24 protein-coding genes are annotated in these 25,534 nt (G+C 58.2%); 10 read left to right on the plus strand and 14 right to left on the minus strand.

What is annotated here, in order from left to right:
• Positions 1–104: 104 nt before the first annotated feature.
• The 3 genes from ACFWW2_RS27470 to ACFWW2_RS27480 form a co-directional block, all read right to left on the minus strand.
• On the minus strand, positions 105–1,685 hold the full coding sequence (locus tag ACFWW2_RS27470) for a substrate-binding domain-containing protein (RefSeq protein WP_393934029.1): 1,581 nt from the start codon (positions 1,683–1,685) through the stop codon (positions 105–107).
• A gap of 274 nt (positions 1,686–1,959) precedes the next feature.
• Positions 1,960–2,679, minus strand: a complete 720-nt coding sequence (locus ACFWW2_RS27475; protein WP_393934031.1) for a transcriptional regulator — start codon at positions 2,677–2,679, stop codon at positions 1,960–1,962.
• Complete coding sequence (locus ACFWW2_RS27480; RefSeq protein WP_393934033.1) at positions 2,636–2,917, minus strand: hypothetical protein; 282 nt, start codon at positions 2,915–2,917, stop codon at positions 2,636–2,638. The genes ACFWW2_RS27475 and ACFWW2_RS27480 overlap by 44 nt, the downstream gene beginning before the upstream one ends.
• Positions 2,918–3,076: 159 nt before the next feature.
• Here ACFWW2_RS27480 and ACFWW2_RS27485 point away from each other — a divergent pair, with 159 nt between their 5' ends.
• The 3 genes from ACFWW2_RS27485 to ACFWW2_RS27495 all read left to right on the plus strand — a co-directional run bounded on the left by ACFWW2_RS27485 (position 3,077) and on the right by ACFWW2_RS27495 (position 5,557).
• Positions 3,077–3,547 carry a hypothetical protein gene (locus tag ACFWW2_RS27485; RefSeq protein ID WP_393934035.1) on the plus strand — a complete coding sequence of 157 codons (471 nt, stop codon included), beginning with the start codon at positions 3,077–3,079 and terminating at the stop codon, positions 3,545–3,547.
• Between the two features lie 178 nt (positions 3,548–3,725).
• Positions 3,726–4,358: a ribonuclease HII gene (locus ACFWW2_RS27490; RefSeq protein ID WP_393934037.1), complete on the plus strand. Its 633-nt coding sequence runs from the start codon at positions 3,726–3,728 to the stop codon at positions 4,356–4,358.
• Between the two features lie 89 nt (positions 4,359–4,447).
• Positions 4,448–5,557: a site-specific DNA-methyltransferase gene (locus ACFWW2_RS27495; protein WP_393934039.1), complete on the plus strand. Its 1,110-nt coding sequence runs from the start codon at positions 4,448–4,450 to the stop codon at positions 5,555–5,557.
• 334 nt (positions 5,558–5,891) lie between these two features.
• On the opposite strand, the gene ACFWW2_RS27500 is transcribed toward ACFWW2_RS27495, so the two are convergent.
• The gene (locus ACFWW2_RS27500) at positions 5,892–6,560 is read right to left on the minus strand and encodes a DUF4332 domain-containing protein (protein ID WP_393934043.1); all 669 of its coding nucleotides are present in this window, start codon (positions 6,558–6,560) and stop codon (positions 5,892–5,894) included.
• Between the two features lie 470 nt (positions 6,561–7,030).
• Here ACFWW2_RS27500 and ACFWW2_RS27505 point away from each other — a divergent pair, with 470 nt between their 5' ends.
• The gene (locus ACFWW2_RS27505; RefSeq protein WP_393934045.1) at positions 7,031–8,776 is read left to right on the plus strand and encodes a hypothetical protein; all 1,746 of its coding nucleotides are present in this window, start codon (positions 7,031–7,033) and stop codon (positions 8,774–8,776) included.
• A gap of 712 nt (positions 8,777–9,488) precedes the next feature.
• Here ACFWW2_RS27505 and ACFWW2_RS27510 read toward each other — a convergent pair.
• Positions 9,489–10,631, minus strand: coding sequence for an alkane 1-monooxygenase (locus tag ACFWW2_RS27510; RefSeq protein ID WP_393934047.1), 1,143 nt, complete (start codon positions 10,629–10,631; stop codon positions 9,489–9,491).
• A gap of 56 nt (positions 10,632–10,687) precedes the next feature.
• The gene (mutY, locus tag ACFWW2_RS27515) at positions 10,688–11,740 is read right to left on the minus strand and encodes an A/G-specific adenine glycosylase (RefSeq protein ID WP_393934049.1); all 1,053 of its coding nucleotides are present in this window, start codon (positions 11,738–11,740) and stop codon (positions 10,688–10,690) included.
• Between the two features lie 68 nt (positions 11,741–11,808).
• Here mutY and ACFWW2_RS27520 point away from each other — a divergent pair, with 68 nt between their 5' ends.
• Together ACFWW2_RS27520 and ACFWW2_RS27525 are read left to right on the plus strand one after the other, a co-directional pair.
• Positions 11,809–12,318, plus strand: a complete 510-nt coding sequence (locus ACFWW2_RS27520) for a DUF721 domain-containing protein (protein WP_393934051.1) — start codon at positions 11,809–11,811, stop codon at positions 12,316–12,318.
• A gap of 12 nt (positions 12,319–12,330) precedes the next feature.
• Positions 12,331–12,996, plus strand: a complete 666-nt coding sequence (locus ACFWW2_RS27525) for a DsbA family protein (RefSeq protein ID WP_393934053.1) — start codon at positions 12,331–12,333, stop codon at positions 12,994–12,996.
• Here the strand turns inward: ACFWW2_RS27525 and lpxK are convergent.
• From lpxK to ACFWW2_RS27560, 7 genes are all read right to left on the minus strand, one after another.
• Complete coding sequence (gene lpxK / locus ACFWW2_RS27530; protein ID WP_393934055.1) at positions 12,993–13,976, minus strand: tetraacyldisaccharide 4'-kinase; 984 nt, start codon at positions 13,974–13,976, stop codon at positions 12,993–12,995. The two genes, ACFWW2_RS27525 and lpxK, sit on opposite strands and share 4 nt — an antisense overlap.
• Positions 13,977–15,179 carry a 3-deoxy-D-manno-octulosonic acid transferase gene (locus ACFWW2_RS27535; RefSeq protein WP_393934057.1) on the minus strand — a complete coding sequence of 401 codons (1,203 nt, stop codon included), beginning with the start codon at positions 15,177–15,179 and terminating at the stop codon, positions 13,977–13,979.
• Positions 15,180–15,188: 9 nt separating this feature from the next.
• On the minus strand, positions 15,189–15,434 hold the full coding sequence (locus ACFWW2_RS27540; RefSeq protein WP_393934131.1) for a DUF4170 domain-containing protein: 246 nt from the start codon (positions 15,432–15,434) through the stop codon (positions 15,189–15,191).
• Positions 15,435–15,474: 40 nt separating this feature from the next.
• Positions 15,475–16,263, minus strand: coding sequence for an inositol monophosphatase family protein (locus ACFWW2_RS27545; protein ID WP_393934059.1), 789 nt, complete (start codon positions 16,261–16,263; stop codon positions 15,475–15,477).
• Positions 16,250–17,596, minus strand: a complete 1,347-nt coding sequence (locus ACFWW2_RS27550; RefSeq protein WP_393934061.1) for a TldD/PmbA family protein — start codon at positions 17,594–17,596, stop codon at positions 16,250–16,252. The genes ACFWW2_RS27545 and ACFWW2_RS27550 overlap by 14 nt, the downstream gene beginning before the upstream one ends.
• A 52-nt stretch (positions 17,597–17,648) precedes the next feature.
• Positions 17,649–19,169: a DUF2125 domain-containing protein gene (locus tag ACFWW2_RS27555; RefSeq protein ID WP_393934063.1), complete on the minus strand. Its 1,521-nt coding sequence runs from the start codon at positions 19,167–19,169 to the stop codon at positions 17,649–17,651.
• Between the two features lie 67 nt (positions 19,170–19,236).
• Complete coding sequence (locus ACFWW2_RS27560; protein ID WP_393934065.1) at positions 19,237–20,739, minus strand: DUF2125 domain-containing protein; 1,503 nt, start codon at positions 20,737–20,739, stop codon at positions 19,237–19,239.
• Between the two features lie 129 nt (positions 20,740–20,868).
• Between ACFWW2_RS27560 and ACFWW2_RS27565 the strand changes: the two genes are divergently transcribed.
• Genes ACFWW2_RS27565 through ACFWW2_RS27580 form a run of 4 tightly spaced genes read left to right on the plus strand, consistent with a single transcriptional unit; the run spans position 20,869 to position 24,724 of the window.
• Positions 20,869–21,618 carry an SDR family oxidoreductase gene (locus ACFWW2_RS27565; RefSeq protein ID WP_393934133.1) on the plus strand — a complete coding sequence of 250 codons (750 nt, stop codon included), beginning with the start codon at positions 20,869–20,871 and terminating at the stop codon, positions 21,616–21,618.
• Positions 21,615–22,229 (plus strand): enoyl-CoA hydratase/isomerase family protein, encoded by a 615-nt coding sequence (locus ACFWW2_RS27570; protein ID WP_393934067.1) that lies wholly within the window; start codon positions 21,615–21,617, stop codon positions 22,227–22,229. Before ACFWW2_RS27565 ends, ACFWW2_RS27570 begins: the two co-directional genes overlap by 4 nt.
• Positions 22,230–22,253: 24 nt before the next feature.
• On the plus strand, positions 22,254–23,564 hold the full coding sequence (locus ACFWW2_RS27575) for a mechanosensitive ion channel family protein (RefSeq protein ID WP_393934069.1): 1,311 nt from the start codon (positions 22,254–22,256) through the stop codon (positions 23,562–23,564).
• Positions 23,561–24,724: a TIGR03862 family flavoprotein gene (locus ACFWW2_RS27580; RefSeq protein ID WP_393934071.1), complete on the plus strand. Its 1,164-nt coding sequence runs from the start codon at positions 23,561–23,563 to the stop codon at positions 24,722–24,724. The genes ACFWW2_RS27575 and ACFWW2_RS27580 overlap by 4 nt, the downstream gene beginning before the upstream one ends.
• Here the strand turns inward: ACFWW2_RS27580 and ACFWW2_RS27585 are convergent.
• The gene (locus ACFWW2_RS27585; RefSeq protein WP_393934073.1) at positions 24,706–25,281 is read right to left on the minus strand and encodes a hypothetical protein; all 576 of its coding nucleotides are present in this window, start codon (positions 25,279–25,281) and stop codon (positions 24,706–24,708) included. The genes ACFWW2_RS27580 and ACFWW2_RS27585 overlap by 19 nt on opposite strands.
• Positions 25,282–25,534: the final 253 nt, after the last annotated feature.

A 25,534-nucleotide genomic window follows, 5' to 3' on the forward strand; every position in this document is an offset into this window, starting at 1 on the left:
TTCTTCTTTACCGCCCTGGTCAGACAGTCCGCGACAAGACGGAATTCTCATTCCGTCTTGTCGCCCGAGTGCAGACAAAGCGCGTTTACCGCTTGACAACTGGTTTACGCTGGCGACTTGATCCAGACTTCGACGCGGCGGTTGATGCGGCGTCCATCCTCGCTGGCATTGCAGCCTGCCGGTGCGATTTCACCATAGCCGACGGATGCAAAGCTGATGCCGTTCAGGCGTGTACCGGCAAATTCCTGCAACTCGGCAGTGACCTGGGCCGACCGACGCTCTGACAGGGCCAGGTTGTTGGAGAAGGGGCCAACCTCATCGGTGAAACCGACAAGCAGGACCTCGGTTCCAGCAGGCTGGGTCTCCAGATATTCGACCAGACGCAGCTTATCGATCCGGCCCCGCTCGTCCAGCAGCGAAGACCCGGTGCGGAAGCGGAACGTGGTCGACAGACGGTCATAGTCAATCATACGGGCCAGCATCTGGCGCATGAAAGGGACCTCGTTCGGGTCCGCATTCGGGTTCAGCAGGGCCTGGGCGCGCACGTCTTCAAGGGACTGTTCCCGGCGATCCACGCTAAAGCCAATGAATCCTGCCTTGCGGATCACATTGTCCGCCTCGGCAGATGTGGCATACTCCACAAAGTCGCGACCTTCCGGGGAAAGCGTATCGCCACGGGTATAAAGGAACAGACGACGTTGCAGAGCATATTCCTCGGTCTTGGCCGAGAATGTGTCGGGGACCATCGTGATACCGCACTGATTGACGATATTGACCGACTGTGCGCCGCGCTGGAACGCATAGCCCACAACGCCAATCGCGCCGGGGTTTGCGTTGACCGCCTGGGCAACTTCGTTGCTGTTGGCGACAACCTGTGCATCGGATGTCAACGCCGTTGCGTCGCTGCCAAAGATACGGGCTTCGAACACGTCGCGACGGTTTGAGCCCACATTGCGGATCACAACCTGCACGGGCAGATCGGGGCCGCCGACCTGCGACCAATTGCTGATCGCACCGCTGTAAATGCCCAGCAACTGGCGGACATTCATTGTCTGGATCGGGTTGTCGGGATGGGTGATCACGATCAGGCTGTCAACGGCGACGATATGTTCCTGAGCGGGGTCAAACATATCACCTGCGCCATCGGCGCTCAGCGCCTCGGCCTCAACCGGCTGAATGCGGCGGGCGGCCATTGCGATTTCTGACCGTCTGGACAGCAGATCGGCCAAGCCATCGGATGTGCCCGTAGATGTCACCTGAATCGTGGCAATATCATCGCCAAAACCCTGATCGGCAACCAGACCCGCTGCAAACTGACCAATCTGGGTGGTGTTGTTGATCGTCGCGGCGGCGTCCATTGATGCGGCGTACCCCTCCAGCAAAAGAGGCATCAGACCCAGACCAACAGCATCCGAACCGGATGCGGCAACATCAATATCGCCCACCGCCAGATCCGGACAGGCCGCGCCGGTACAGCTGACCCGGCTGGCCGACACGCGCAGCTGACCAAGTGCAGTGCGGATCACGTAAGAGTTGTCTTCGAAAGAAACGAGTTCACCATTCATATTCACCGTACCATCGCTTGACCTAAGCGTGATGTCTTGCGCGTATGTACTGCTTGCCGTTGCAAGAAAGCCGGCCAGGGTCATCGCCCCGACTGCGCTGGCTTTTTTCAGATGGTTCATGCCGTTATCTCCATTACCCGACGAATGCGTTGTCAAATCAGTGATGCAGGTGTCAGCCGTTTCCTGGCGCCTGCGTGGTTCTGTTCGTGTTATGCGCGAATAAAAAGTATGAAATTGTGGGCAAATTGCGGCGAATCTTTCCCGACCCAGCGGCAATCGCCAGAAAAACCGTCAGTATGCAAAAAATATCCAATGTCGTGTCAGATTGGGCACTGTTGCCAACTCGGAAAACTCTCAAGGACGCAGAATCAGGCCACAGATGCGCCTGATCGGCTCAGACCATCCGGATCACATCCTTGTCGATGGCGAGCATATAGCCTTTGCGCGCGATGTTCTTGATCAGCAGTTCGCTGATCATCTGGTTGCCTAGCGTGTCGCGCAGTCGCTTGATCCGCGTGGCACCCGCCGCTTCGTCGCAATCAGCCGCGCTGCGGCCAGATATGACCCCTTCGATCTCGGCGCCTGACAGGACCTCATCATCCATGCGGGCCTCGGCCAGGACAGACAGGGTCTCAATCGCCGCATCTGTCAGCTTGAATTCAAAGTCATTCAGATACACTGCCTTCTGATCACGGCTGATAGTCAGGGAGTTGACCTCGATTCCCTGTCGCTCGATCCGGCCCATACGGCGGTTCAGCGCAATCAACATCACCAGAAAGGCAACAGCGGCAATCAGCAATGCGGTCGCAAAGATCAGCAGGACAAAGATCACAAACCGGTAAGAGGCCAACGTGTCAGAAAACGCCGTGCCGGACTGCGCCAATATCTCCAAAAGCTTGATTTCGGCATTGCCGGTCAGATTGTCATTTTCGACGAACAGCTGTTCGACGCGGGCGTTGAACGCATTGGCATCGGGCAGGTTAATGAACAACAGGATGGCTGCAATGGCCAGAATAGCGACAATCGCCGCAATTCCTGCGACGACAATCCTGCTGCCAATTTCACGTGCCTCAGTAGCGGAGGAAGTATTCACCTGCGCTGTCCTTTCTTCCATCAAGCCCAGCATCATCAAAGACACCAAGCACATTCAATAGCTGCCAGCCACCACCTGCAAGACGTTGCCGCAACTGCCCCTCTGCCGATGAGACAGAGCAGTCGCCCTGCACTTCAGCCACGCCATAATGCAGACGCAAGGGGTTGTCCTGTTTTGCCTTGTAATCCGCATAACAGGCGGCCTGCGCCATGCTGGCGCCGAACAACAGGATCATGAATGTGAAAGAAAGATGTTTCATGACGCTCAACTGACACTTTGCTGTGATGATATTCAATAACGCCAGATGTTATCGCGATGGCAATCGCATAACCATCCCCCGTTATTGTCTGGCGGGGTGGATCAGCCCCAAAATCCTTTCATCAACGCCTCCTCGCGTCCCGCTAAGAAAGGAAAGCCCATGCTGAAACCCCTGATCGCAGGCATTACCGCCCTCTCGCTGACCCTTGCCACACCCCTACAGGCCGGTGGGCTTGATCGCGACGATGTGGGCAAACTGATCCTTGGTATCGCCGCCATCGCAGCCCTCAACGCCGCGCTCGAAAACCGGCGCGAAGACCGGTCCACGACCCAGGTTCGTGACCGCGACATGCGCGCACCGCGCGTCACACCCAACAATGCGAACCGCTGGTCCGATCTGAACCGCCAGACCAACCGCCGGGTGATCCCGCATGCGTGTCTGCGCAACATCGAAACCCGCTTTGGCACCCAGCGCATGTTCGGCCTGCGCTGTCTGGAGCGGAACTATAACCATGTGAACAGCCTGCCAGATCGCTGCGCCGTCCGTGTCTACACCAATAACGGACCGCGTCGCGGCTACGACCCCCTTTGCCTGCGCGAGCAAGGCTATCGATCTGATCGGCGGCACTAAGACCGCCCGACCAGTAGCGCGGTCGCACAGCCCCGGTTACCGCGCCACCTTGGGCCAGTGGCTTCAAAACAACAAAAGCCTAACAGAAGTCACATGCGCCCACAGGGGCAGAGAGTTTGGACATGGCTCTCTGCCCCTTTTTGCTTGCAGTGGCCAGCGCAGTCTGGTCACTGACCGCATGACCACACCAGATTTCAGCTTTGAACAAACCGCCCACGGTAACGGGTTCACCCATATCGCCGGTGTGGATGAGGTTGGGCGCGGGCCGCTTGCCGGTCCAGTCGTGGCCGCCGCAGTGATCCTCGATCCGGTGCATATCCCCGCAGGGCTCAACGACAGCAAGAAACTGTCAGCCAAGCGGCGCGAGGCGCTGTTTGACCAGATCATGACCAGCGCTGTGGTCAGCATCGCAGAGGCGACCGTGGCCGAAATCGACGAACACAATATCCTGCGGGCGTCCCATATTGCCATGATGCGGGCCATCGACGGGCTGGCGCAACGGCCCGATCATATCCTGATCGACGGCAACATGGTGCCGCGCGGTCTGACGATATCCTGCGAAACCATTATCAAGGGGGACGGGCGCAGCCAGTCGATTGCCGCAGCGTCAATCGTCGCGAAACTGTGGCGCGACCGACACATGGTGGATTTGGCGCAACAGTTCCCCGGCTATGGGTGGGAAACCAATGCCGGATACGGCACCGCCCAACATAAAAAGGGGTTAGAGGCTCTTGGGGTCACCCCCCATCATAGACGTTCCTTCGCCCCCATACACAACATCTTGTATCAAGATAAAATCGTAAGTGATTGATTCAATAAAGTTTTTGACAGCGAATCGTCTCTGAATCACATTAGGGCCAAGCAAATGAGCGGGCAAACCGCCGGGGCTACGAGGCAAGTATGACGATTAAGACCGAAGTTAAGGGCGCAAAAGCGCTCCCTCTGAACACGATCCTTGACGGGGACTGCATCGAATTGATGAACAGTCTGCCCGCGAATTCTATCGACCTGATCTTCGCCGATCCGCCCTACAACCTGCAGCTCAAGGGCGATCTGCATCGGCCCGACAATTCCAAGGTCGACGCGGTTGATGACGCCTGGGACCAGTTCGACAGTTTCAAGGTCTATGACAAATTCACCCGCGATTGGCTCAAGGCCGCCCGCCGCCTGCTGAAACCCAACGGGGCAATCTGGGTCATCGGCAGCTATCACAACGTCTTCCGCATGGGTACAGAATTGCAGAACCAGGGGTTCTGGATTCTTAACGACGTCGTCTGGCGCAAATCCAACCCGATGCCCAATTTCCGGGGCAAACGCCTGACCAACGCCCATGAAACCCTGATCTGGGCGTCAAAGGAAGAGGCCAGCAAATACACCTTCAACTACGAAGCGCTCAAGGCGCTCAACGAAGGCGTGCAAATGCGCTCTGACTGGGTGCTGCCCATCTGCACCGGACATGAACGCCTGAAAAACGACGCGGGCGACAAGGCCCACCCAACCCAAAAACCGCAATCGCTGCTGCACAGGGTTCTCGTTGCCACCACCAACCCCGGTGATGTTGTTCTTGACCCGTTCTTCGGAACAGGCACCACCGGGGCCGTGGCCAAGATGCTGGGGCGAGATTTCATCGGGATCGAACGCGAGGCTGAATATCGCAAGGTCGCCGAAAAACGCATCGCCAACACCCGAAAATTCGACAAGGAAGCATTGGAGGTCTCCACCTCCAAACGCGCCGAACCGCGCGTCGCCTTCGGGGTGCTTGTCGAACGGGGCATGCTGCGCCCGGGCGAGGAACTGTGGTCGATGAACGGACGGCACAAGGCCAAGGTCCGGGCCGACGGCACACTCATCGGGGACGATATCAAAGGATCAATCCATCAGGTCGGGGCGCATCTGGAAGGCGCGCCAAGCTGTAACGGCTGGACCTATTGGCAGTTTAAACGCGACGGGCAAAAGGTGCCCATTGATCTGCTGCGCCAGCAGATCCGCGCAGAAATGGCGAAGCACTGACCGGGAACAAGGTCACAACATGCATTCCCAACGTTGATACCGCCGGTGCCTGCGGCAAGCCTTTCCATGGTGGAAAGGTCCGTATGCACTAACTTTTACCCCGCCATCGCATGATGGCGGGGCTTTTTTTGGCACAGCCAGAATACCGCCTGCGCAGTCCCTGCATCTGCCCGGCCATCGCAATTTGCACTCCGGTACATTCGACATTCGGCAGCCGAGAGAAGGCGCCAATGATCAATGTCGCAGGCCCGTCGGGGTTTTCAGTTTCGGCGCTTGCGCCGCAACGGGCAAAGCCTCTCGCCGGACGATTGCACAACAAAACCCTGCAATGTTCCTACGGCACATAAGCTGCAGCCTTGACCAGCCTCTTGACATCCCTCAGGCCTACTTTCCCCTTGTAGAACTTTGCCTCGGCGTTGGTCGCTGCAATAGCAGCGCACAGCGCATCCGGGTCGGCACGCGCTACCTCGGATGCAGTACGCAGGCCGCCCGCGACCAGCACGCGTGCAAAACCGGGGCTGACCCATTGAATACGGCACAGATCGGCAATGGCGACCATCTCACCCAGGGTTTTGTGTTGCAGATCTGTCTGCTGGGTCAGCGCCACCGGATCAGACGCGGCCTCAAATAGCTGCCCGGTATTCTTGATGCCGGCCGTCGCCAAACTGGCCACGGCGTCGTCACCCAACCAGTCGATGTCCTTCAATGGTCGGGGCTTTGGGAAAAACCCGTTGATCGCGCGGCGCAGCAGTTGCAGGTATGTCAGATCAATGCCCGTGGAGGTCGCAAGCGCTGCGGATGACCTCGCTGATTTCAAGGTGACCAGCAGCTCGGCGGCATTCTGCACACCAGCGGCTTGGATTGAGGCCAGCTTCTTGGCCAAGCCATCGCGCAGAGGCTCATGGCTCGGGATCAAATCACTGGACAAAATACGGTCCTGCAAATCCTCAAGACTCGTTCTCGCTGCCTGTGACTGTGTCTTTGGTGGTTTATCTACTGTCATTGCCGCCATCATTGGTCGGTTGGTCGCTGACAATAGCCGGAGAGGGCAACCCGGGAATGATCCAGATCAGTCGCGGTCGGCACTCGAAGGCCAGTGTCAAAACCTGGCCGTGGCATTCACGATTCGACTGTGCGGGGCCTTAACCCGGCCAAATGCTGCAAAAAGGTCCGACGCAAGTCCGACGTTTTGCCGACGCGATGCCGCATACCGCAAGGTCGCCGAAAAACGGATCGCCAACACGCGCAAATTCAACCGCGAAGCACTGACCAGGAACAAGGTCACAACATGCATTCCCCACGTTGATACCGTCGGTGCCTGCGGCAAGCCTTTCCATGGTGGAAAGGTCCGTGTACACTAACTTTCACCCCGACATCGAAATGATGGCGGGGCTTTTTCTTGCGATCATTGCATAGTGTCGCTGAACCTGATGTTTATACCTTCAAGCACAGATCAATCACAGGTTATTTTCCTTGCGTCTTACTGTCAGTTTTTTCATTTTTGTCCTTTTCGTGCCGAACGCGTCGGTAGCGCAGACCCTCGAAAACCGTCGCGATGAGCTCAATCAGGTGCGCGATCGTTTTCATGAGCAACTCAATCAGTTGCCTTTCAATGCCTTGCGACTGGAGTTCGCAAGCTTGGGCGCGCAGGCATTTGCGGCCGAGGAGACTGAACTTCTGTCCCTGAGTAGTTCAGCTTCGCAAATAGTGTCGGAATGGCCTCAAAAACTGGGCGCCGTTCAATTCTATCCCGATGTCGAAGAAATGACTTCGACCTACCTCGCGGCGTTCATGGCTGAATACGGTCGCCCTCACTTGGACGATCGCGTCTTATTCGTCCCGCCTTTCGAGTATCCGTTCGAGCACGAGGTGGATTTTCAATCTGTGTCCTTCGGAGGAGATATTGTCGAAGTAAAACCCTACTGGTCCGAAGGTCGAACCGGCCTCCGATGGTGGCCTTCACATTTGGGCTATATTGCGTACTACCCCGATGATAAGTCATTGCCCTTGCCAACTGCCGCTCTTGGGACCATTAAGTTGCAGGTTCCAGGTGCGCTTGATTGGTATGTGTTTGATAGAATTGAACCCAACGCCGTGCGTAGTTCTTCATCTCATCGCATAAGCGTTGTCGACTACGCAGATCGCTACTTGGAAGTCTTTATCGAACAAGCAGATGGGCAATCGATCAGTCCGGGCGAGTTGCGAGCTTATGTTGAGGCTGAAAATGCCAATGGTCATGCCGTGCGTACGACGCAAAGTCAGGTTTCGCGTGTGACCGATCCACAGGGTCAATGGGAAGCAACGACTGAGTTACTGGATCTGTACCTGAAAAATGAGATCAACGAAGATAAGGCGCTGGAAGCCGCCCGCGCATTGAACAGTCAGGCGTCAGATGGTGTCACTTTGCGAGCGGCGTTCGGCGCACCCATCTCCAGTGCAACCGTATATGTCGCGGAAACCGAAGGCGGTAGAACGGTCGAACATGCAATCTCGGTGCCGGTTGTTGATTACACGCACCAACGCTACGCAAATGGGTTGGACGACATGTCAATTCCGATGCGAATGCCGGTGGTTGATCTGCAAATGGCCAAGCGACTTACCAGATCGCCCGCTTCATTATCCGCTGACGATGTGGCAAAATCCTTCGATATTGTTGCGTCCAGTTCTCACGTGCGTTTTCATGTAGGGCAAGCCCTCAGCGATCTCCTTTTTGACTTCACTGAAAGCCGCTTCTCACTGATAGAGCCGCTGATATTTTACAATCAGGCTGGCCAGGTCATGGATGTAACCGTTCCTGAACGTCAATCAGCCATCGAAAATCGGCCTTACTCCTTCTTCGATGGTCAATTGTTGCTTTATCATCAAAACTTTGACGAAGTCCCACAAAGAGTGGCTGGCAGGGTGGAGGTGACCTTTTTCCCGGATTTGCTCAGGGATTATTACTCCGTTGATGACTTGCCTCAGGGCCTTCAGGTCAAGGGTAACATGATACTCGTCGGCGGCTTTTATAGGCGCAACTTGGTCCGCGTCGTTGCACTGGATGGTAATGATCGGCCACTTAGGAATTTCTTCAGCCGCTCCGTTGGCGGCCGGGGAATTCTTGGCGCGTCGCTTCACTACTACCATGGCGCGCCGGAAAGAGTTTTGGTTATTCAGCCAGGCCCGATTTCAAAACTGAATAGGGATTTTGATATTGCATTGCCACGACCATCCGAGTGATTACAGCACCACCCATGCCCGACCCAGCCGTATCAGGAACAGACACATATTTGACCTAATGCTTGAGTCCACTGCCGACTCCGATGCTTGGTGGTCGAACCCTGCGGCGCCGTAAAACCAAGGCCGATATGCGCTATCGATCAATGGCTAAGACGCATCACAACACGTCATTGACAGTGCTGATGCTAAAGCCAACTGGGTACTTTATCTGACAATAGCATGACACAACGCTGCAAGCTGATGGCAGTCACCGAAAAGTCACTTCAAAAGATCGTTGCAAATATTGGTGCGTGACGCCGGATGGCCATAGGCGCAGAGTTGCCTGCGGCAGATAAGCCGCAGTCCTGACATCCCCCAACCGCACCTTTCCCCGTGCAGAATTCCGCATCGGCGTTTGCCTTGGCCATCGCGTCACACGGCGTGTCCGGATTGACGAAGATCAGGGTGATCTGACTGGCAGGCGATCCATTTGGTGTCGCCTCAAGTCCTTAACGCCGCATTTACATTTGCACCGTGCGGTCCGTTAACCCGGCCAAATGCTGCAAAAGGGTCCGACGCATGTCCGACGTTTTGCCGATGCGATGCCGACCGCCGAAATCGGCCAAAACCCCTCTGTTAACTGGTCCAGCCGTGATTCGGTGAAAGCAGGTGTTGCACGGCCCCGGTCAGGGCACCGAACGTTGCACCACCGTAAGATGGGTCTTGACCCATCCTAGCGTGGCATCGGGTTGCCGGACGACCTGTAGTCCGACCAATCTGTGATCTCGGGGTAATACATCTCGCGCCACGCCCTGACCCGTGGGTTCATCACATTGCGCCAGATCGTTGGCGACAGCGCCGCCATCGTCATGACCGGATAGCCAAAGGGCAGTTGCGGGGCCTCATCCGCCGTATAGGTCTGCAACAGCGGAAACCGCCGATCCGGTTTGTAATGGTGATCCGAATGGCGCTGCAGATTGATCAGCAGCCAGTTTGACGCGCGATGTGCTGAATTCCACGAATGGCGGGGCAGAACATGCTCGTATTTTCCGTCGCCCAGATGCTTGCGGGTCAGCCCGTAATGTTCAACGTAATTGACCAGTTCCAATTGGAAAACCGCCCAGAATGCCTGTGTTGCAAACAGGAAAACACCCCACCAACCACCGATTAGGGCGGCCAGCAGCACAAAGCCACCCTGCAGCGCCCAATAGCGCCAGAACGGGTTGGATTTATCGTGCCAAGGCAATCCCTTACGTGCCAGCATGGCCTTTTCTGCCCGAAACGCCGACATCACACATTGCCACAACACACGCGGGAAAAACCGCCAGAAACTTTCGCCATATCGCGCCGTGACCGGATCGCGCGGCGTGGCCACATAACGGTGATGGACCAGCAGATGTTCGGACCGGAAATGCGAATACAACACAGACGCCATCAGGATATCCGCCATCCAGCGTTCCACCTTTGGCTTCTGATGCATCAACTCGTGCGCATAGGTGATCCCGATTGTACCTGACAGCACGCCAAGCCCGGCAAACAATGCCCATTCCTCGAACCCGCTCAGATGACCGGTCTGTGTCACATAAATCATTAACCCAAAGATGGTAAGCAATTGCACCGGCGGCCAGACAAGCGTGATCAGCCGATACCAGACCAACTGATCCTCCGGCGTTTCCAGATCGGGATTCGCGGTGTTCAGGCCAATAAAATAATCCAACCCGGTAAACAGATACCAGGTCGACACAGGCAACAGCAGCAGGGCCCAACCGCCCTGCATCGCCACCCAAATCGCCAATGGCACCAGCGCCAGCGACAGCCAGAAGGGCAGCGCCGCAGTCAGCCGCCCAACGCGAGGAGTTCCGGGTATCGCTGTCATCTCAAACCTCTGCTGCCATGGCTCGAAGACCAGTTTAGGGTATACGCCCTAATTATTCAACTCTCGATAAAACGCGTCGCGGCCAGATCATAAACCTTGCGCATCGCCGTGGGCAAAGCCGCCGGGCTGAAATCAGATTTCGGGACGAACACACCACGCAGCACCTTGGTCTGCATCGGGACAACGGCCGTCATGATCTTCAGGCGCAGATGAAAATGGGTAAAGGTGTGGCGTGCCTCTTCGCCCAATGCCGCCCAGTCGGCCTCCAGCGGTGGCGCGGGTTCAGGTGCGTCGGACCAGTCCGAACCCGGCCAGCCCAGCATCCCACCCAACAACCCGCTCTCGGGCCGTGTTTCCAGCAACCAAGCACCATCGCTGCGTTGCGCCACATAGGCAATCCCATAGCGTGTAGGTGTCTGTTTCTTTGGTGTTTTTTTGGGTAGCTCCGGCGCTGTGCCTGCCATCCGTGCCGCACACGGATCACGCCAAGGGCAAATCCCGCAGGCCGGGCTGCGCGGTGTGCAAATCGTTGCGCCAAGATCCATCACCGCCTGAGCATAGTCGCCGGGCCTCTCCTCGGGCGTCAGCGTTCGCGCATGATCCGTCAAGACGGGTTTTGAACCGGGCAGCGGCTCATGAACGTCATGCAGTCGCGCCATCACCCGCTCTACATTGCCATCAACGACGGTTTCGGGACGATCAAACGCAATGGCCGCAATGGCGGCGGCTGTATACGGACCGATACCGGGCAGGGTCAGCAACGTGTCATAATCATCCGGAAAAACACCGCCGTGATCGGCAACCACAACCCGGGCACATTTCAGCAGGTTCCGCGCGCGGGCATAATAGCCCAACCCGGCCCATGCCGCCATGACATCGGCATCATCTGCCGCGGCGAGATCGGTGACCTTCGGCCACAATCCCATGAACTTGCGATGATAATCACGCACCGCGGCGACTGTTGTCTGCTGCAACATGACCTCCGACATCCAGACAGCGTAGGGATCAGGCAGCACACCGGCCTTACGGTCGGCGGGCGACACACGCCACGGCATCTGGCGGGCATGAATATCATACCAGGCCAAAAGCTGATCACTGAGGTCACGCAATATTTATTTACCTGTTGTCGCAGTTTCACTGACTTGGCGCGTCAGGTGTCATAGATTAGAGCGTAGATATGAAACAGCCACGGCACACCAGCACAACCCGCGGATTTTCCCGGGCGGCCACATTGGTCCAGTCGCGCATCCGCAAGGCTAGCGAGGATCGTGGTTTTGCGGTGACGCGCCTCCTGACCCACTGGGCCGAGGTTGTGGGCGACGCCACCGCACAGATCGCCACACCGGTGAATGTCAGTTACGGCAAGGGCGGGATGGGGGCGACGCTGACCTTGCTGACAACCGGCGCACAGGCCCCGATGCTGGAAATGCAAAAGGAACAGATCCGCGAAAAGGTCAATGCCTGCTACGGTTATCGTGCCATTTCGCGCGTGCGGATCACGCAGACCGCGCCAACAGGGTTTGCCGAAGGTCGCGCGGCTTTCTCGCCCGCGCCGAAAACCGTAAGAACCGTTGATCCAAAGGTGAAATCGGCGGCCAAGGCCCTATCTGATGACGTAAAGAACGAAGACTTGCGCGCAGCCCTTGCGGCGCTTGGAACAAATGTCCTATCGAAACAAAAACCCTGATCCGAGGTGAACATGGAACGTAGAACTCTTTTGGCCGCTGGTGGCGGTGCCCTTCTGGCCCTTGGTGGCGGCTATTTGCTGACCCGCCCGGACGAACAGACCGGGTTGCTGCCTGGCGCGGCAAACGCACAGGAAGCATCGGGCGATCTGCCTGAAGTGGTCGAAATGGTCAAAGGCAACCCCGATGCCGCCGTGGAAGTCATCGAATACGCCTCCTTCACCTGCCCACATTGTGCAACTTTCCACGCAAACCAGTATCAGGCGCTGCAGGCCAATTATATCGACACCGGGAAAATCAAGTTCGTCTACCGCGAGGTATATTTCGATCGCCCCGGCCTTTGGGCGTCCATGATCGCCCGCTGCCCCGGCGACACGGATTTCTTCTTCAACATGTCCGCTTTGCTTTATGAAAAACAGCGCGAATGGCTGGCCAGCGGTGACCCCGCGACCATCGTGCAGGACCTGCGCACATTGGCGAAAACAGCCGGCCTGGACGATGCGACACTTGATGCCTGCCTGAGCGACGGGCCAAAGGCAGAAAGCCTGTTCACATGGTATCAGGAAAATGCAGAACGCGACGGGATCAATTCGACCCCCAGCTTCATCATCGACGGCCAGAAGTATTCGAACATGGCTTATGATGAGTTTGCAGCCACATTGGACGGCAAGCTAGGCTAAAGACCTAATCGGGTGAGGGCATCGTCAAGCGGTGCCCCATTCTCCAATTGCAGGCGCACCGGCAGCGTCAGCACCTTCATCCGAAATTGATCTGGCAGACGGACTGCATCCTTTTCCGTCGTTACAAGCTGTGCCTTGTGGGCTGCGGCTTCGACCTCGAGCCGTTTCATCAGGGCCGGGGTCAGCGGTTGGTGGTCGGCCAAGGCTTCAGCGCGCACAAGCTTTGCGCCCATATCGCGCAGGGTGGTAAAGAATTTCTCGGGATGACCGATACCAGCGAAGGCCAAAAGGTTCAGGTCCCGCCATGGCATACCTGTTGGCAGTGGGGCCAGATGACCGATGATGTGGGGCTTGGTGAATGTCCAGTTGGCCGCAAACTGATCCTGTGCCGCAGGCGATCCAATGGACAAAACCAGATCAGCCCGTGACAGGCCCGTATCTACCGGTTCGCGCAACGGTCCGGCGGGCATAACCCGGCCATTGCCAAAACCGCGCATCGCATCGACCACGACAATCGACAGGTCGTTGATCACCGAAGGGTTCTGAAACCCGTCATCCAGCAGGATCACGTCCGCGCCTGCCGCCTCGGCCTCTTTGACGCCGGCGGCGCGATCGCGTGCTACCCATGTGGGCGCAAAGGCCGCCAACAGCAGTGGTTCGTCGCCGGTTTGGTTGGCCGTATGCAAGGTCGGATCAACGGCGACAGGCCCCTCCAGCGAACCTCCATAACCGCGGCTGACGACATGCGGGGTGCGCCCCCGCTCCTTGAGCCGCTCGATCAGGGCAATTGTCGTGGGTGTCTTGCCAGTCCCGCCCACATTGATATTGCCAACACAGATCACCGGCACACCGGCGCGGTATCCGGGCCTTCGCAGGCGGCGGGCGGTTGCGGCGGCATATAGCGCGGCGGCAGGGGCCAGCAATCGGGCGATCAGGGCAGGTTTGTCAGGCGGCGTAAACCAGTAATCGGGCGCACGCATCTAGTGCCCCAGTTCCTCTAGCCGACGCTGGATAATCCGCACAATGCGGTTCGTCACATCAGCGCCGCGCGATGTCACGTCCCATGCCGCATGGGCCAGAGTCGCGGCCTTGTCAGTGGATTGCAGCGTTTCGACCAGCGGACCCAGATCAGCACCAGACCGGATCAGATGCGATGCACCCGCCGCGTTCAGCCGGGCGGCGTGTTTCTGGAACGGGGCCACATGTGGGCCATACAGAACCGCGGATCCGAGCGCTGCCGGTTCAAACGGGTCGCGACAACCGCCGCCATGCAAGGTGCCTCCGACATAGGTGATCGGTGCAATGCGGTACCACAGGCCCAACTCATCATCTGTGTCTGCGATATAGACTTGGGTGACATCGCTCGGCTCCTCCTCCTCCGAGCGGAGTGTGACATAGAACCCTTCCGATACCATCTGTGCTGCGCAATCGTAGGCGTCCAGCGGGTCGCGGGGCACAATAATCAGCAATAGTCGATGGGCCTGGCGGCTGGCGACCCTGTGGGCCGCCGCGATGTCGGCCCAGTCATCAGGCGTGACCGATGCTGCCAGCCAAACCGGGCGGGTGCCGATGACCCTTGCCATTTCCTGTCGCTCTGCATCTTCGCAGTGCAAGGGTGGTTCGCAGTCTTCCATCGGCCCGGTAATGCGCACGACCTCTTGCGGGGTACCGGCCCGGATCAATCCCTCTGCCGCGGCTTGATCCAGTGCCAGCACGGCTTCGAACTGGGACAAAAGCGACCGCATGGCACCCGGCACCCAGCTGCCCGCGACCTGTTCCAACCCCTCTGCCGTTGCATCAACCAGCATGCAGGGAATAGCGGCCTCGCGCCATTCATCCAGCAGGATCGGATCAAGATCGCCACGGATCCAGATCGCCATAACCGGCTGCCAATGCTGGAGAAACAGCTTGATGTTGTCGCGTCCCTTGGGTTCTTCCAAGGCGCGGTCAGACATTGATTTGTCCCAGTCCCGCATGGTGGCGATCACCTGCAGTGGATCACCATCTTCGGTCAGCTTGCGGTTCAGCGTGTCGATCGCGGTCAACTGGTCAGGATGGCTGCAGCGGGCCCAGATGACCACGCCAAAAGGGCGTGGCGGCTGGGTTTCCAACCGCTTGATCTGATAGGGTTCCCCCCGACCGGCCAGAAAGGCGGCAATTGACAGTGACCGTGAGCGCGCCATTCCTGCGTCTTAGCTGCCAAGCTCTTCGGTTGGGGACGCTTCAGTCTCCTCGTCCCGCAGGCGATGGATATGGGCGATGAAATAACGCATATGCGCATCGTCAACGGTGCGCTGGGCCGCATTTTTCCAGGCGTCATAAGCTGATTTGTAGTTCGGGAACATTCCCACCACATCGATTTTGTCGACATCCTTGAATGCGTTTTTGGTTGGATCAACCAATTCGCCGCCAAAGACGAGGTGCAGGCGTTGAGTCATTGGGGAAAAACCTTTGTTGAGGGCTGTGTTGCGTTGCACATTAGGGGTTTGCGGCTTGCGGCTCAAGCCGCCGGGTCAGCCCTTCATGTAATTCCGGCCCCGCCGCCATGACTCCGGGAACTTGAGGATGCGGGTTATTGAACTGCAGCGGTTGCCCCGCCGGGTCGGTGACGCGGCCACCTGCTTCGGTTGCGATCAGGGCACCGGCAGCGATGTCCCATTCCCAGCTCGGCCGCAGGGTCATCATGCCGTCAAATCGCCCTTGGGCCACTAGGCACAGGCGATAGGCCAGCGATGACCGGAACACGCGCTTGATCGGTGGCGTCCCACCTTGCCAAAGCCGGGGATCGAAGTTGGGTTTGGCGCCAAGCACCGTCGCACCATCCAGCCCCGCACGTGTCACCCGCGCCGGTTGGTCATTGACTGTGGCACCTGCCCCAAGGCTGGCAGCGAACATCAGATCCCGGATCGGCATGTAAACAGCGGCTGCGACCACCTGCCCATCTTCAACCACAGCCAGCGAATGGGCCCAATCTTTGCTGCCTTCGATGAACGCACGGGTGCCGTCGATCGGATCAATCACGAACTGGCGCTGTGTTGTCAGCCGGGCATCGCTGTCTTCGGTTTCCTCAGACAACCAGCCATAATCCGGGCGCGCGGCGCGCAGCATTCGTTCCAGCATCGTATTCACTGCCAGATCAGCCTCTGTCACCGGGCCAGCACCGTCCGGCTTGTCCGTCACGCCGGGGCTTTTCTGAAAGAACTCTTTTGCGATCTCGCCCGAGGCCCGGGCCGCTGCCACCAACAGCGCCTGATCAGTCACCGGCAAGTGTCAGCCCCTCGACCAGCAGCGATGGCACGACGCGCGACAGATAGGTGCGCGCATCATTGGCCGGAATGATCGTCATCAGCATATCGCGCAGATTGCCCGCAACCGTACATTCATTGACCGGATAGGTGATTTCCCCGTTCTCGACCCAGAACCCCGATGCGCCGCGCGAATAATCCCCGGTGTTGGGGTTGATCGTCGATCCAATCATTGAGGTGACAAGCAGGCCTGTGCCCATCTGTCTGATCAGGTCGTCACGGCTTTGGGCGCCCTGTGTCAGCGCCACGTTCGTCACACTTGGGGAAGGTGGTGCGCTTGTGCCCCGCGCCGCGTTGGCCGTGCTGGGCATGTCCAACTGACGTGATGTCGATAAATCCATTGTCCAGCCGGTCAGCACGCCATCATCGACAATCGCGCGTCTGGCCGTCGGCAAACCCTCCGCATCGAAAAGGCGCGAGCCAGAGGTGCGTTTGCGATGCGGGTCCTCGACCAATGACAGGCCCTTGGGCAATACCTGTTCGCCCAGCTTGTCGCGCAACCAGCCGGAACCGCGCGCGATGGTGGTGCCGTTGGTCGCCTGCAGCAGGCTGCCGATCAGCGCATTCGCCACCCGCTCGTCAAACAACACCGGAAATGCCCCGGTTGCGGGCTTTCTGGCCCCAACCCGTTCAACAGCCCGTGCCGCAGCGGTCCGCCCGATATCGTCAGCATCCCGGAGATCGGACTGAAATATGCGGCTGTCATAGTCATAGTCGCGTTCCATGCCGGTCCCGGTACCACTGATCGCAACGCAGGAAAGGCCCCGTTCGGATCGCGCATATCCGGCTGAAAAACCGTTGGTTGCGGCCAGATGAATGCGACGGCGGCTATACCCGGCTGAGGCGGACTGCACCTGACTGACGCCCGCATTGGCCAAGGCCGCAGCCTCGGCCCGCAGCGCATCCTGTTGCAGGGTGGCAGGGTCCGGCTCTTCGCTGGGGTCGTACATTTCCAGCGTCGCGCTGTCTGTTTGTGTGGCCAGTTGCGCCGGATCAGCCAACCCGGCGTAAGGGTCCTCCGGCGCCTCCTTGGCCATGGCCACAGCCCGTTCAGCCATCTGTGCCAGCGTGTCGGGTTTCGTGTCAGAGGATGAAACACAAGCCTGTCGCTGTCCCACCAGAACCCGCAAGCCGATTTCAATGCCTTCCGACCGGTCCGCCTGTTCCAGCGAACCGGCGCGCACATTGATCGACACCGATGTGCCATCAACAGCAATCGCATCGGCAGCATCAGCCCCGGCACGGCGGGCCACGTCCAACATCTGTTGGGTCAGATCAGAAAGTGATTGTGTCATGGACTGTCCTTTGTTGCCCATGACCTAGTGCGGGTCAGCGCCGCCCGCAAGCCTATCTGATACGCTCACCATTGACGAGGATCTGCCCTTCGGCATTGACCTCCAACGTTGAGGTCAGCTGGTCGTCACCTGTCGGGCGCGTAAACATCCCCAGCATCATGCGACCCATCCCAGCCTCACTTTGCGGGACAAGGCCAGCGGCGATCAGCTTATCCAGCAGACCATTCGCGCCGGTGATTTCAATTGCGCCGCTCCCTTCGGGTCTGGGAAAGCCGTCAAATGTTTCCAGATCGTCATTGTCGAAAGTAAACGCGCCTGTACCATTGGCCGATACGCCAGCGACGTCGAGGTCGAAAACATCAAGCGTCAGCGTTTCGATCTTTATCGGAACATCCGCGCCGGCGAATGCGGCCTCTAGCCCCATGAAATCAAGCAGATCAACGCCAAGATTCACAGTGCTCGACAAATCAAGGCGCAGATCGGCCGGGTCCCGCGGTATGGTGCCATCGGGATTAAACAGATCCCAGGTTTCGTCGTTTAGTGTCAGCCCGGTAAGTAGCATGTTCAGGTTCAGGTCTTGCGGATCGTCTGCAGCCATGAACGGCACTCGGTAGCTGGCGGACCCGTTATCGATATCTACCGATACATTCAGACCTGTGAAGGTATTTTCCTCGAACATCACGGCGATGTCCTGCACCTCACCGCTGCCGACCAAACCATCCGCAGAAAGGCGCAGCGTCGATTGGCCCGGACCCACACTGGTGACTTCACGGGTTGCGACGGTGTCCTCAAAATAGGTCACGCTTTCGTCCCTGCTGCGGGTTGTGGTGGTGGTGCCTTCAACGAACATTCCCGCAGCAAAGGCCGGAGCCAGATTGGTGAAATCCAAACCAGCCAGGGGCAAAGCCATCCTTACCCGACTAGTGGTCGTGCCATAGGTCCCACTGCCCTCGGACCTGTAGCCATAGCCTTCGTCGCTACGAAAGCTGTATCGCATCGGCTCTGTTGTGCTGTCCGAGACGACTTCGATCAAATCGCCTTCAGTGACGCGGGTCGTTTGCGCGTAGCCATCGCCAGTGATTTCGAAGGCCATGCTGATCCCCCCGAACTCTTCCTCGCCCACATCAAATTCGATGGTGGCCCCATAAGCCGCAGCGTCACGGTTATACGTGATATCGCCGGCTGTTCCCGTCGCAGTTGCCGCAAAGTCCGCCTGCGTGACGACAGTGACAAAGCTGAAATCACCCATGATCATTGGCGGAGTTTGCAGGTCCAGTGCCAGATCAAAACTCTTTGGCAGTTTCTGCGTCACGCTGCCGTCGGTCTCTTCAACCATGGTCATGGGCGGCATGCTGATCTGCAGGCTGCCCGCATCGAAAGGGAAACGATAATTCAGGACGGGATTGTCCACGAATACTGTGTCGCCGTCGCGGTTCAACTCCGCGGTCAGCGTCCCGCCTGTAGCCTGATAGAACGCAACGGTGTTGGTCCAGACATCATCCGCCGAAATATCGGCCATTGCCGGGCTGGCCAGCAGGATCAAGGCGGGGGGCAGGTTGCGGCGCAGCATCATCAAAATCCTATTTTGCAAAAGAAAACGGCGCGGTGGTCACCCACCACGCCGCCGATTGTCCGCCAGTTTAGCGCATGCGCTGCCCGTTCACCAGAACATGGCCTTCGCCATTCACTTCCAGTGTTGTTTCCAACTGATCATCACCCGTGGTGCGGGCAAACATACCCAGCATCATCCGGCCACCCATGATCTGATCTTCAGGCACCAGACCCATGGCGACAAGGTTATCCATCAGCTTGTTCAGGCCAGTGACCTCGACTGTCGCATCGCCTTCGGGGCGCGGCATGCCGTCAAACGTCGCCAGATCACTGTTGTCGAAGGTGAAGGCGCCCGACCCGGTAACAAGCGCACCGGCCAACGCAACCCGCAGGTTGTTCAGCGTCAAGCTGTCCAATTCAACTGGCATATCGCTGCTGGCCATGGCGTCGGCCTGTGCCGGGTCAAACATGTCATAAAGTGGCTTGGCCTTACCGGACACGTCCAACTGAACAGTGGCCGGATCGCGCGGCAACACGGTACCCGGATCAAACATGTTCCAGATCATGTCGTTGATTGTCAGGTCGATAAAGTCGACGCTCAGACCAAAATCAGCGGGTTCTTCAGTTTTACCTACAGGCATCGCAAACCCGACGCCGTACTGAGCCAGCGCCAGTTCAACAGGGAACGGAAAGTCGCCACTGGTGACATTGATAGCCACATCGTTGGTTTCAGTATCATAGGCGATCGTCTGGCCGTTGACCTCACCCGTCAGCTTCGCCGTACCGGTGCTGACAGAACCGGCCAGCTGATCGCCGTCAGCATTGATATCGAATACATAATTGCCGCGCTCAATCTCATAGCCCCCTGCCGCGGCAAAGCCATCGACAAACAGGTTGTCAGGGTTTTCGAAATCGGCATCCAGTGGGATCGACATATCGGCCTGCATGGACATGCCTTCGATCTTTCCGCTGGCCACGACGTATTCACCTGCGTCGCCCGGCACCTCAATATCAACAATCAGGTCAAGCGAAGACATCGCCAGATCATAGGTCAGCTCGCGCAGATCACCGACCTCAGAGCTATAGGTGCCTGCCAGATCGTTCGCCGTCAGCTTCACGTCGCCGGTAAACGTGATGTCGCCATCCACAATATCCTGCAGCTCAATTGTGACTTGGTCAGACGAGATATCGTAATTCTTGATATTCTCATCACCGGTGACGACCATTTCCAGGTCTGATTGGCTGACCAGAACGGTGATCACGACGTCATCTTCAACGGTCATCACAATCGGATAGCTTTCGGCCATCGTAACAACCACGCTGCCATCGCCCTGCTCTGTAAAGGTCAGATCGCCCAGACTGGTGACAACTTTGACCTCGCCATCGTCCATGGTTGTGGTGATGTCGCGCACGACCAGCGTGTCACCCGACGCCTCTTCGGTGCCAACGGTGACATTGCTTTCACCATACATGTTCAGTTGCGCTTTCCAGTCTTCCCAGACTTGGGCTGCGGTCACATCAGCATTGGCGGCCCCGCCGACGACAAGGGCAGCGATGCAAGCCGCGCTGCGCAATTGAGTGGTGTAGGTCATTGAGAATTACCTTTCGTTATGTATCTTTCGGACCGATCCAAGCGTTCGTAGTATAAGGCAAGGGGCGGAATTGACGATTCAGTAAGTAGCCACCCCAAGCGCGGATCGAAAGGGATAACAGTGAAAAAGATGAATATGGTGGGGAAAACCGTACTCGTGACCGGTGCAAGCCGTGGGATCGGGGCCGCGGCGGGCCGCGCTTTCGCCGATGCCGGCGCAAATGTGGCACTGGTTGCCCGCACCACCGATGCCATTGCCGAACTGGCGGGCGAAATCGGGGAAAAGGCGCTTGCGATTCCCTGTGACGTGTCCCGCCATGCAGAGGTTGAGGCCGCAATTGACGCGACCGCCCGGACATTTGGTGGTCTTGACGTGCTGATCAACAATGCGGGCGTCATCGAACCCATCGGACATTTGGCTGAGACCGATGTCGAAGCATGGGCGCGCACGATCGATATTAACCTCAAAGGGGTCATGTACGGCATGCGTGCGGCGATGCCGGGCATGATCGCGCAGGGGCATGGCACGATCATCAATATCTCATCCGGCGCGGCCCACGGTCCGGTCGAAGGCTGGTCAGCTTATTGCAGTTCAAAGGCCGGGGTCTACATGCTGACCCGCATGGGAGACAAGGAAGCGCGCAACAAGGGCCTGCGCATCATGGGCCTGTCCCCCGGCACCGTTGCCACGGACATGCAGCGCGAAATCAAGGCGTCCGGCATCAACCCGGTCAGCCAGTTGGACTGGTCCACACATATCCCGCCAGAATGGCCGGCACAGGCGCTGTTATGGATGTGTACGGACGTGGCAGATGACTATCTGGGCACCGATATCAGCCTGCGCGAGGATGACATCCGCGAAAAGGTCGGGCTTGTATGATCCGCCACGACCGTGACGGCGATTTGTGGATCGTGACCATCGACAGGCCGGACAAGGCAGGCGCGCTGACCCGCGACATGTTGCTGGAATTGGCCGATATTGCGGAAGACGCCCAATCGGCCAAGGCGTTAATCCTGACCGGAACGGGCACGGTGTTCAGCGCTGGGGCCGATCTTGAGGCGGCAAAGGCCGGTCTGGCGACTGATCCGGTCTGGGAACGGTTGTCAGCGGTAATCGCAGCGATGTCTGGCCTGACCATCGCTGCCTTGAACGGAACCGTGGCCGGTGGGGCGTTTGGTATGGTGCTCGCCTGTGACCTGCGCATCGCAGTGCCCAAAGCGAATTTCTTTTATCCTGTGATGAAGCTGGGTTTCCTGCCCCAACCATCTGATCCGATCCGTATGGAACGGCTGGTCGGACCGGCCCGTACGAAAATGGTGTTGATGGCTGGTCAGAAAATCAGCGCGACAGAGGCCCAGGCCTGGGGGCTTGTGGACCGGATTGTAGATCCCGGTGACCTGATGCAATCGGCGCGTGGCCTGACGCAGAATGTATTGGCGGCGACAAACAACCATGTGGCCAGTATCAAAGGCATGATAGCAGGGGTTTGACGATCGGCATCGGGGGAACGAGTGATGGAACAAGCAGATAGCCTGATGGATCAGGCCCGCGCGGCATTCGATCAAGGGTTGATTTTGGCGCAGGAATGGTTGCTGTCACCGGCTGCATGGTCACAATTCGCGCTGCTGGTGGGGGCCTATCTGGTCGCGCGCCTGGCCAATCGGATCATTGCACCCCGTCTGACCCGGCTTCTGACGCCAGAGCCTGACAACAGCTCGATCATCGCCAAAGCCCGCCGTTTCGTTTTGATCTTTATGCCGCTGCTGTTGCCGCTGCTGGCTTATGGTTTCACTGCGATAGGCGAGGTTGTGACGCGATCCCTGTTCGGGTCCGGTGCCGTGATCGCCTTTGGCAAGCGCGTTTTCCTGTTCCTTGCGGCCCGGGCGCTAGCCAAACACATCATTCGGGACCCGTTCCTGAAATTGCTTGCCCGCTACGTGCTCGTGCCGGTCGCCGCACTCTACGCGCTGGGCTTTCTGGATCAGGTCATCGCCGCCCTGGAAGGAACCGTCGTCAGCCTTGGCAATATCAGCTTCTCTGCTTTGGCCATCATCCGTGGCCTCATCGCTGGCAGCCTGCTGTTCTGGCTGGGGCAATGGTCAAACACGCAATCGGTGGCCTATATCGAGAGGCAGCCGATGCGGCCCGCCATCCGGCAGTTGATCGTCAAGGTGGCCGAATTTGCGATTTTCGGCATCGCGTTCCTGCTCTTGATGAACATCATGGGGATCAGCCTCAGCTCACTGGCGATTATCGGGGGTGCTGTCGGTGTCGGCCTTGGCTTTGGCCTGCAAAAAATCGCGTCCAACTTCATATCGGGTGTGATCCTGTTGGTCGAAGGGCAGGCGACCGTCGGCGATTATATCGAACTGGACGGCGGCGAGGCGGGCACGATCATCAAGATGACCGCCCGCGCCACCATTCTGGAAACCTTTGACGGGCGCTGGATTGTCGTCCCGAACGAGGATTTCATCACCACCCGCGTCGTCAATTATTCCGACAGTGGATCGGCCAACCGGCTGGAGGTCGCGTTTTCTGTCAGCTACGACACCGATATCAACACGGTTCCGGCCATTATCGAAGCGGCCGTTGCAACCCACCCCGAGGTGTTGGACGATCCCGAGGGACCCGACTGCGAACTGCGTGGCTTCGGCGAAAGCGGGATCGATTTTGGCGTCGAATTCTGGGTCAACGGCATTGATGACGGCAAAAACAAATACGCCTCTGACGTGCTATTCCTGATCTGGAATGCATTGAAAAACAACGATATCGAAATCCCCTACCCACACCGTGTTGTCGAATTGAAAGGCACGTTGCCTGCGTGACAGATGCGCTTGTCATTGGGGCGGGTCCTGCCGGGTTGATGGCGGCAGAGGTTATGGCGAGCCATGGCTTGTCTGTCACTGTGGCGGACGCGATGCCGTCGGTGGGCCGCAAGTTTCTGATGGCAGGCAAATCGGGGCTGAACCTGACCAAATCCGAACCGATTGAGGCTGTGTTGGCCGCGTATGGCGACGCACCAGATGTCCTGAAACAAACCGTGGCCGATTTTGGACCCGACGCCGTGATGGGCTGGGCCGAGGGGCTGGGACAGCCCTTGTTCACCGGATCGACAGGACGGGTCTTTCCCAAGGCCATGAAGGCGTCGCCGCTGTTGCGCGCCTGGCTTGCGCGGCTGGATAGGCAGGGGGTCACCCTGAAAACACGCTGGCGCTGGCAGGGCTGGGATAGTGACCAATTCATCTTTGATACGCCGGACGGGCGCCACCTTATCGATCCGAAAGTCACTGTCTTGGCCTTGGGCGGCGCAAGCTGGGCGGGGCTCGGCTCTGATGGTGCGTGGGCGCGGTTTCTGCCTGATGCTGTTGCTCCGTTTGCCCCGGCGAACATGGGCTTCGTCGTGTCCTGGTCGCCTCATATGACGCGGTTCTGGGGCCAACCTGTCAAATCGACGATGCTGCGCGCGGGGGCGCTGACATCGCGTGGGGAATTCATCATCTCATCAAAAGGGATTGAGGGTGGCGGGATTTATGCCGTCTCTGCCGCTGTCCGCGACGGCGCGCCGTTGACGCTGGATCTGGCACCTGACTGGACGTTGGATCGATTGCGCGCGGCCCTGTCGCGCAGACGAAAGAAAGAAACGCTCACCAATCATCTGCGCAAGGCTTTGCGGCTTGATCCCGTGCATATCGCCCTATTGTCGGAGTTCGGGCGACCCTTCCCCGATGACCTTGCCCCATTGATCAAGGCGCTCCCGATACGGCACGATGGTCCGCGCCCGATGGATGAGGCGATTTCGACAGCCGGTGGAGTTCGCTTTGACGCGCTGACAGATGATCTGATGTTGCGGGACCGCCCCGGTGTCTTCTGCGCCGGCGAAATGCTGGATTGGGAGGCGCCGACAGGCGGCTACCTGATCACAGGTTGTCTGGCGACAGGGCGCCGGGCTGCCGCGGGGGCTGTCCGCTACGCGACGAAGCGGTAACGCTGCTTGTCCATCGGAAGCTTGCCGCCGTCGATCAGACGCAATTCCGGCGCATCGCGCTGATAAAGCGCGAGATCGGCGGCATATCTTTCACGGACCAGATCACAGCTTGCCTTGTCATAAAGCCGGGCAAGGCGCTGGCGGCCCAGATCGTGACAAGTACGATGCCCGAATGCAGGGCTGATCCCCAGACCGTTGAAAATGGGTGTCAGTTCCTCGGCCGCGTTGCTGGCGCGTACCATATGTGTGATCTGATCACCGCACCACGCGTCAGCTGACCACGCACCAAATCGGCGCCATCCGCGGCTGCCGCGATAGCCCGCACCGGTGCCATTTACGCGGGTTCCACGCAGCCAACGGTTGAATCGTGGCGGTTCAAACCCAAGGTGAAGGCGCGCGCGCCACACGGGATCGGCGATTGCCAGCCGGTAATAAAGCTGGGCCATCTTGGCGTATGGATTGCGGATGACCGCGATCCGGGTGTAATCCTCAAAGGCGAAATCCATTCTGTCAAACGCCTGTGCTGCCTCGGCAGGCGACATATCGCGATGCAACAAGGTTTTGCTGCAATTGCGGCGGTTTGATGGGATGGGTTGATCGAGCCAAGGTTGCAGCGCGTGGGAAATCCACGAGCAGGTACCTAACGGGTCCGGAAACAGGACAAACTTGTAACGATGTGACACTAACATAGGTTGAGTTGATGGCAAAATTATTAACAAAGTATTTACACGCATAGCGGGTATTGAAAAATAGGTAAGACTGACGTTTGGCATTCGGGATTCCCAAACCGGCAGCATCAGGATAGACCTT

This window comes from Yoonia sp. R2-816 (assembly GCF_046762905.1).
Lineage (GTDB): Bacteria > Pseudomonadota > Alphaproteobacteria > Rhodobacterales > Rhodobacteraceae > Yoonia.

What these genes read in the sequence shown, in the direction of transcription:
- ACFWW2_RS27470 (WP_393934029.1), bottom strand. Translation starts at nt 1,685, where the DNA reads ATGAACCATCTGAAAAAAGCCAGCGCAGTCGGGGCGATGACCCTGGCC.
- ACFWW2_RS27475 (WP_393934031.1), bottom strand. Translation starts at nt 2,679, where the DNA reads ATGGAAGAAAGGACAGCGCAGGTGAATACTTCCTCCGCTACTGAGGCA.
- ACFWW2_RS27480 (WP_393934033.1), bottom strand. Translation starts at nt 2,917, where the DNA reads ATGAAACATCTTTCTTTCACATTCATGATCCTGTTGTTCGGCGCCAGC.
- ACFWW2_RS27485 (WP_393934035.1), top strand. Translation starts at nt 3,077, where the DNA reads ATGCTGAAACCCCTGATCGCAGGCATTACCGCCCTCTCGCTGACCCTT.
- ACFWW2_RS27490 (WP_393934037.1), top strand. Translation starts at nt 3,726, where the DNA reads ATGACCACACCAGATTTCAGCTTTGAACAAACCGCCCACGGTAACGGG.
- ACFWW2_RS27495 (WP_393934039.1), top strand. Translation starts at nt 4,448, where the DNA reads ATGACGATTAAGACCGAAGTTAAGGGCGCAAAAGCGCTCCCTCTGAAC.
- ACFWW2_RS27500 (WP_393934043.1), bottom strand. Translation starts at nt 6,560, where the DNA reads ATGACAGTAGATAAACCACCAAAGACACAGTCACAGGCAGCGAGAACG.
- ACFWW2_RS27510 (WP_393934047.1), bottom strand. Translation starts at nt 10,631, where the DNA reads ATGACAGCGATACCCGGAACTCCTCGCGTTGGGCGGCTGACTGCGGCG.
- ACFWW2_RS27520 (WP_393934051.1), top strand. Translation starts at nt 11,809, where the DNA reads ATGAAACAGCCACGGCACACCAGCACAACCCGCGGATTTTCCCGGGCG.
- ACFWW2_RS27525 (WP_393934053.1), top strand. Translation starts at nt 12,331, where the DNA reads ATGGAACGTAGAACTCTTTTGGCCGCTGGTGGCGGTGCCCTTCTGGCC.
- lpxK (WP_393934055.1), bottom strand. Translation starts at nt 13,976, where the DNA reads ATGCGTGCGCCCGATTACTGGTTTACGCCGCCTGACAAACCTGCCCTG.
- ACFWW2_RS27535 (WP_393934057.1), bottom strand. Translation starts at nt 15,179, where the DNA reads ATGGCGCGCTCACGGTCACTGTCAATTGCCGCCTTTCTGGCCGGTCGG.
- ACFWW2_RS27540 (WP_393934131.1), bottom strand. Translation starts at nt 15,434, where the DNA reads ATGACTCAACGCCTGCACCTCGTCTTTGGCGGCGAATTGGTTGATCCA.
- ACFWW2_RS27550 (WP_393934061.1), bottom strand. Translation starts at nt 17,596, where the DNA reads ATGACACAATCACTTTCTGATCTGACCCAACAGATGTTGGACGTGGCC.
- ACFWW2_RS27555 (WP_393934063.1), bottom strand. Translation starts at nt 19,169, where the DNA reads ATGATGCTGCGCCGCAACCTGCCCCCCGCCTTGATCCTGCTGGCCAGC.
- ACFWW2_RS27560 (WP_393934065.1), bottom strand. Translation starts at nt 20,739, where the DNA reads ATGACCTACACCACTCAATTGCGCAGCGCGGCTTGCATCGCTGCCCTT.
- ACFWW2_RS27565 (WP_393934133.1), top strand. Translation starts at nt 20,869, where the DNA reads ATGAATATGGTGGGGAAAACCGTACTCGTGACCGGTGCAAGCCGTGGG.
- ACFWW2_RS27570 (WP_393934067.1), top strand. Translation starts at nt 21,615, where the DNA reads ATGATCCGCCACGACCGTGACGGCGATTTGTGGATCGTGACCATCGAC.
- ACFWW2_RS27575 (WP_393934069.1), top strand. Translation starts at nt 22,254, where the DNA reads ATGGAACAAGCAGATAGCCTGATGGATCAGGCCCGCGCGGCATTCGAT.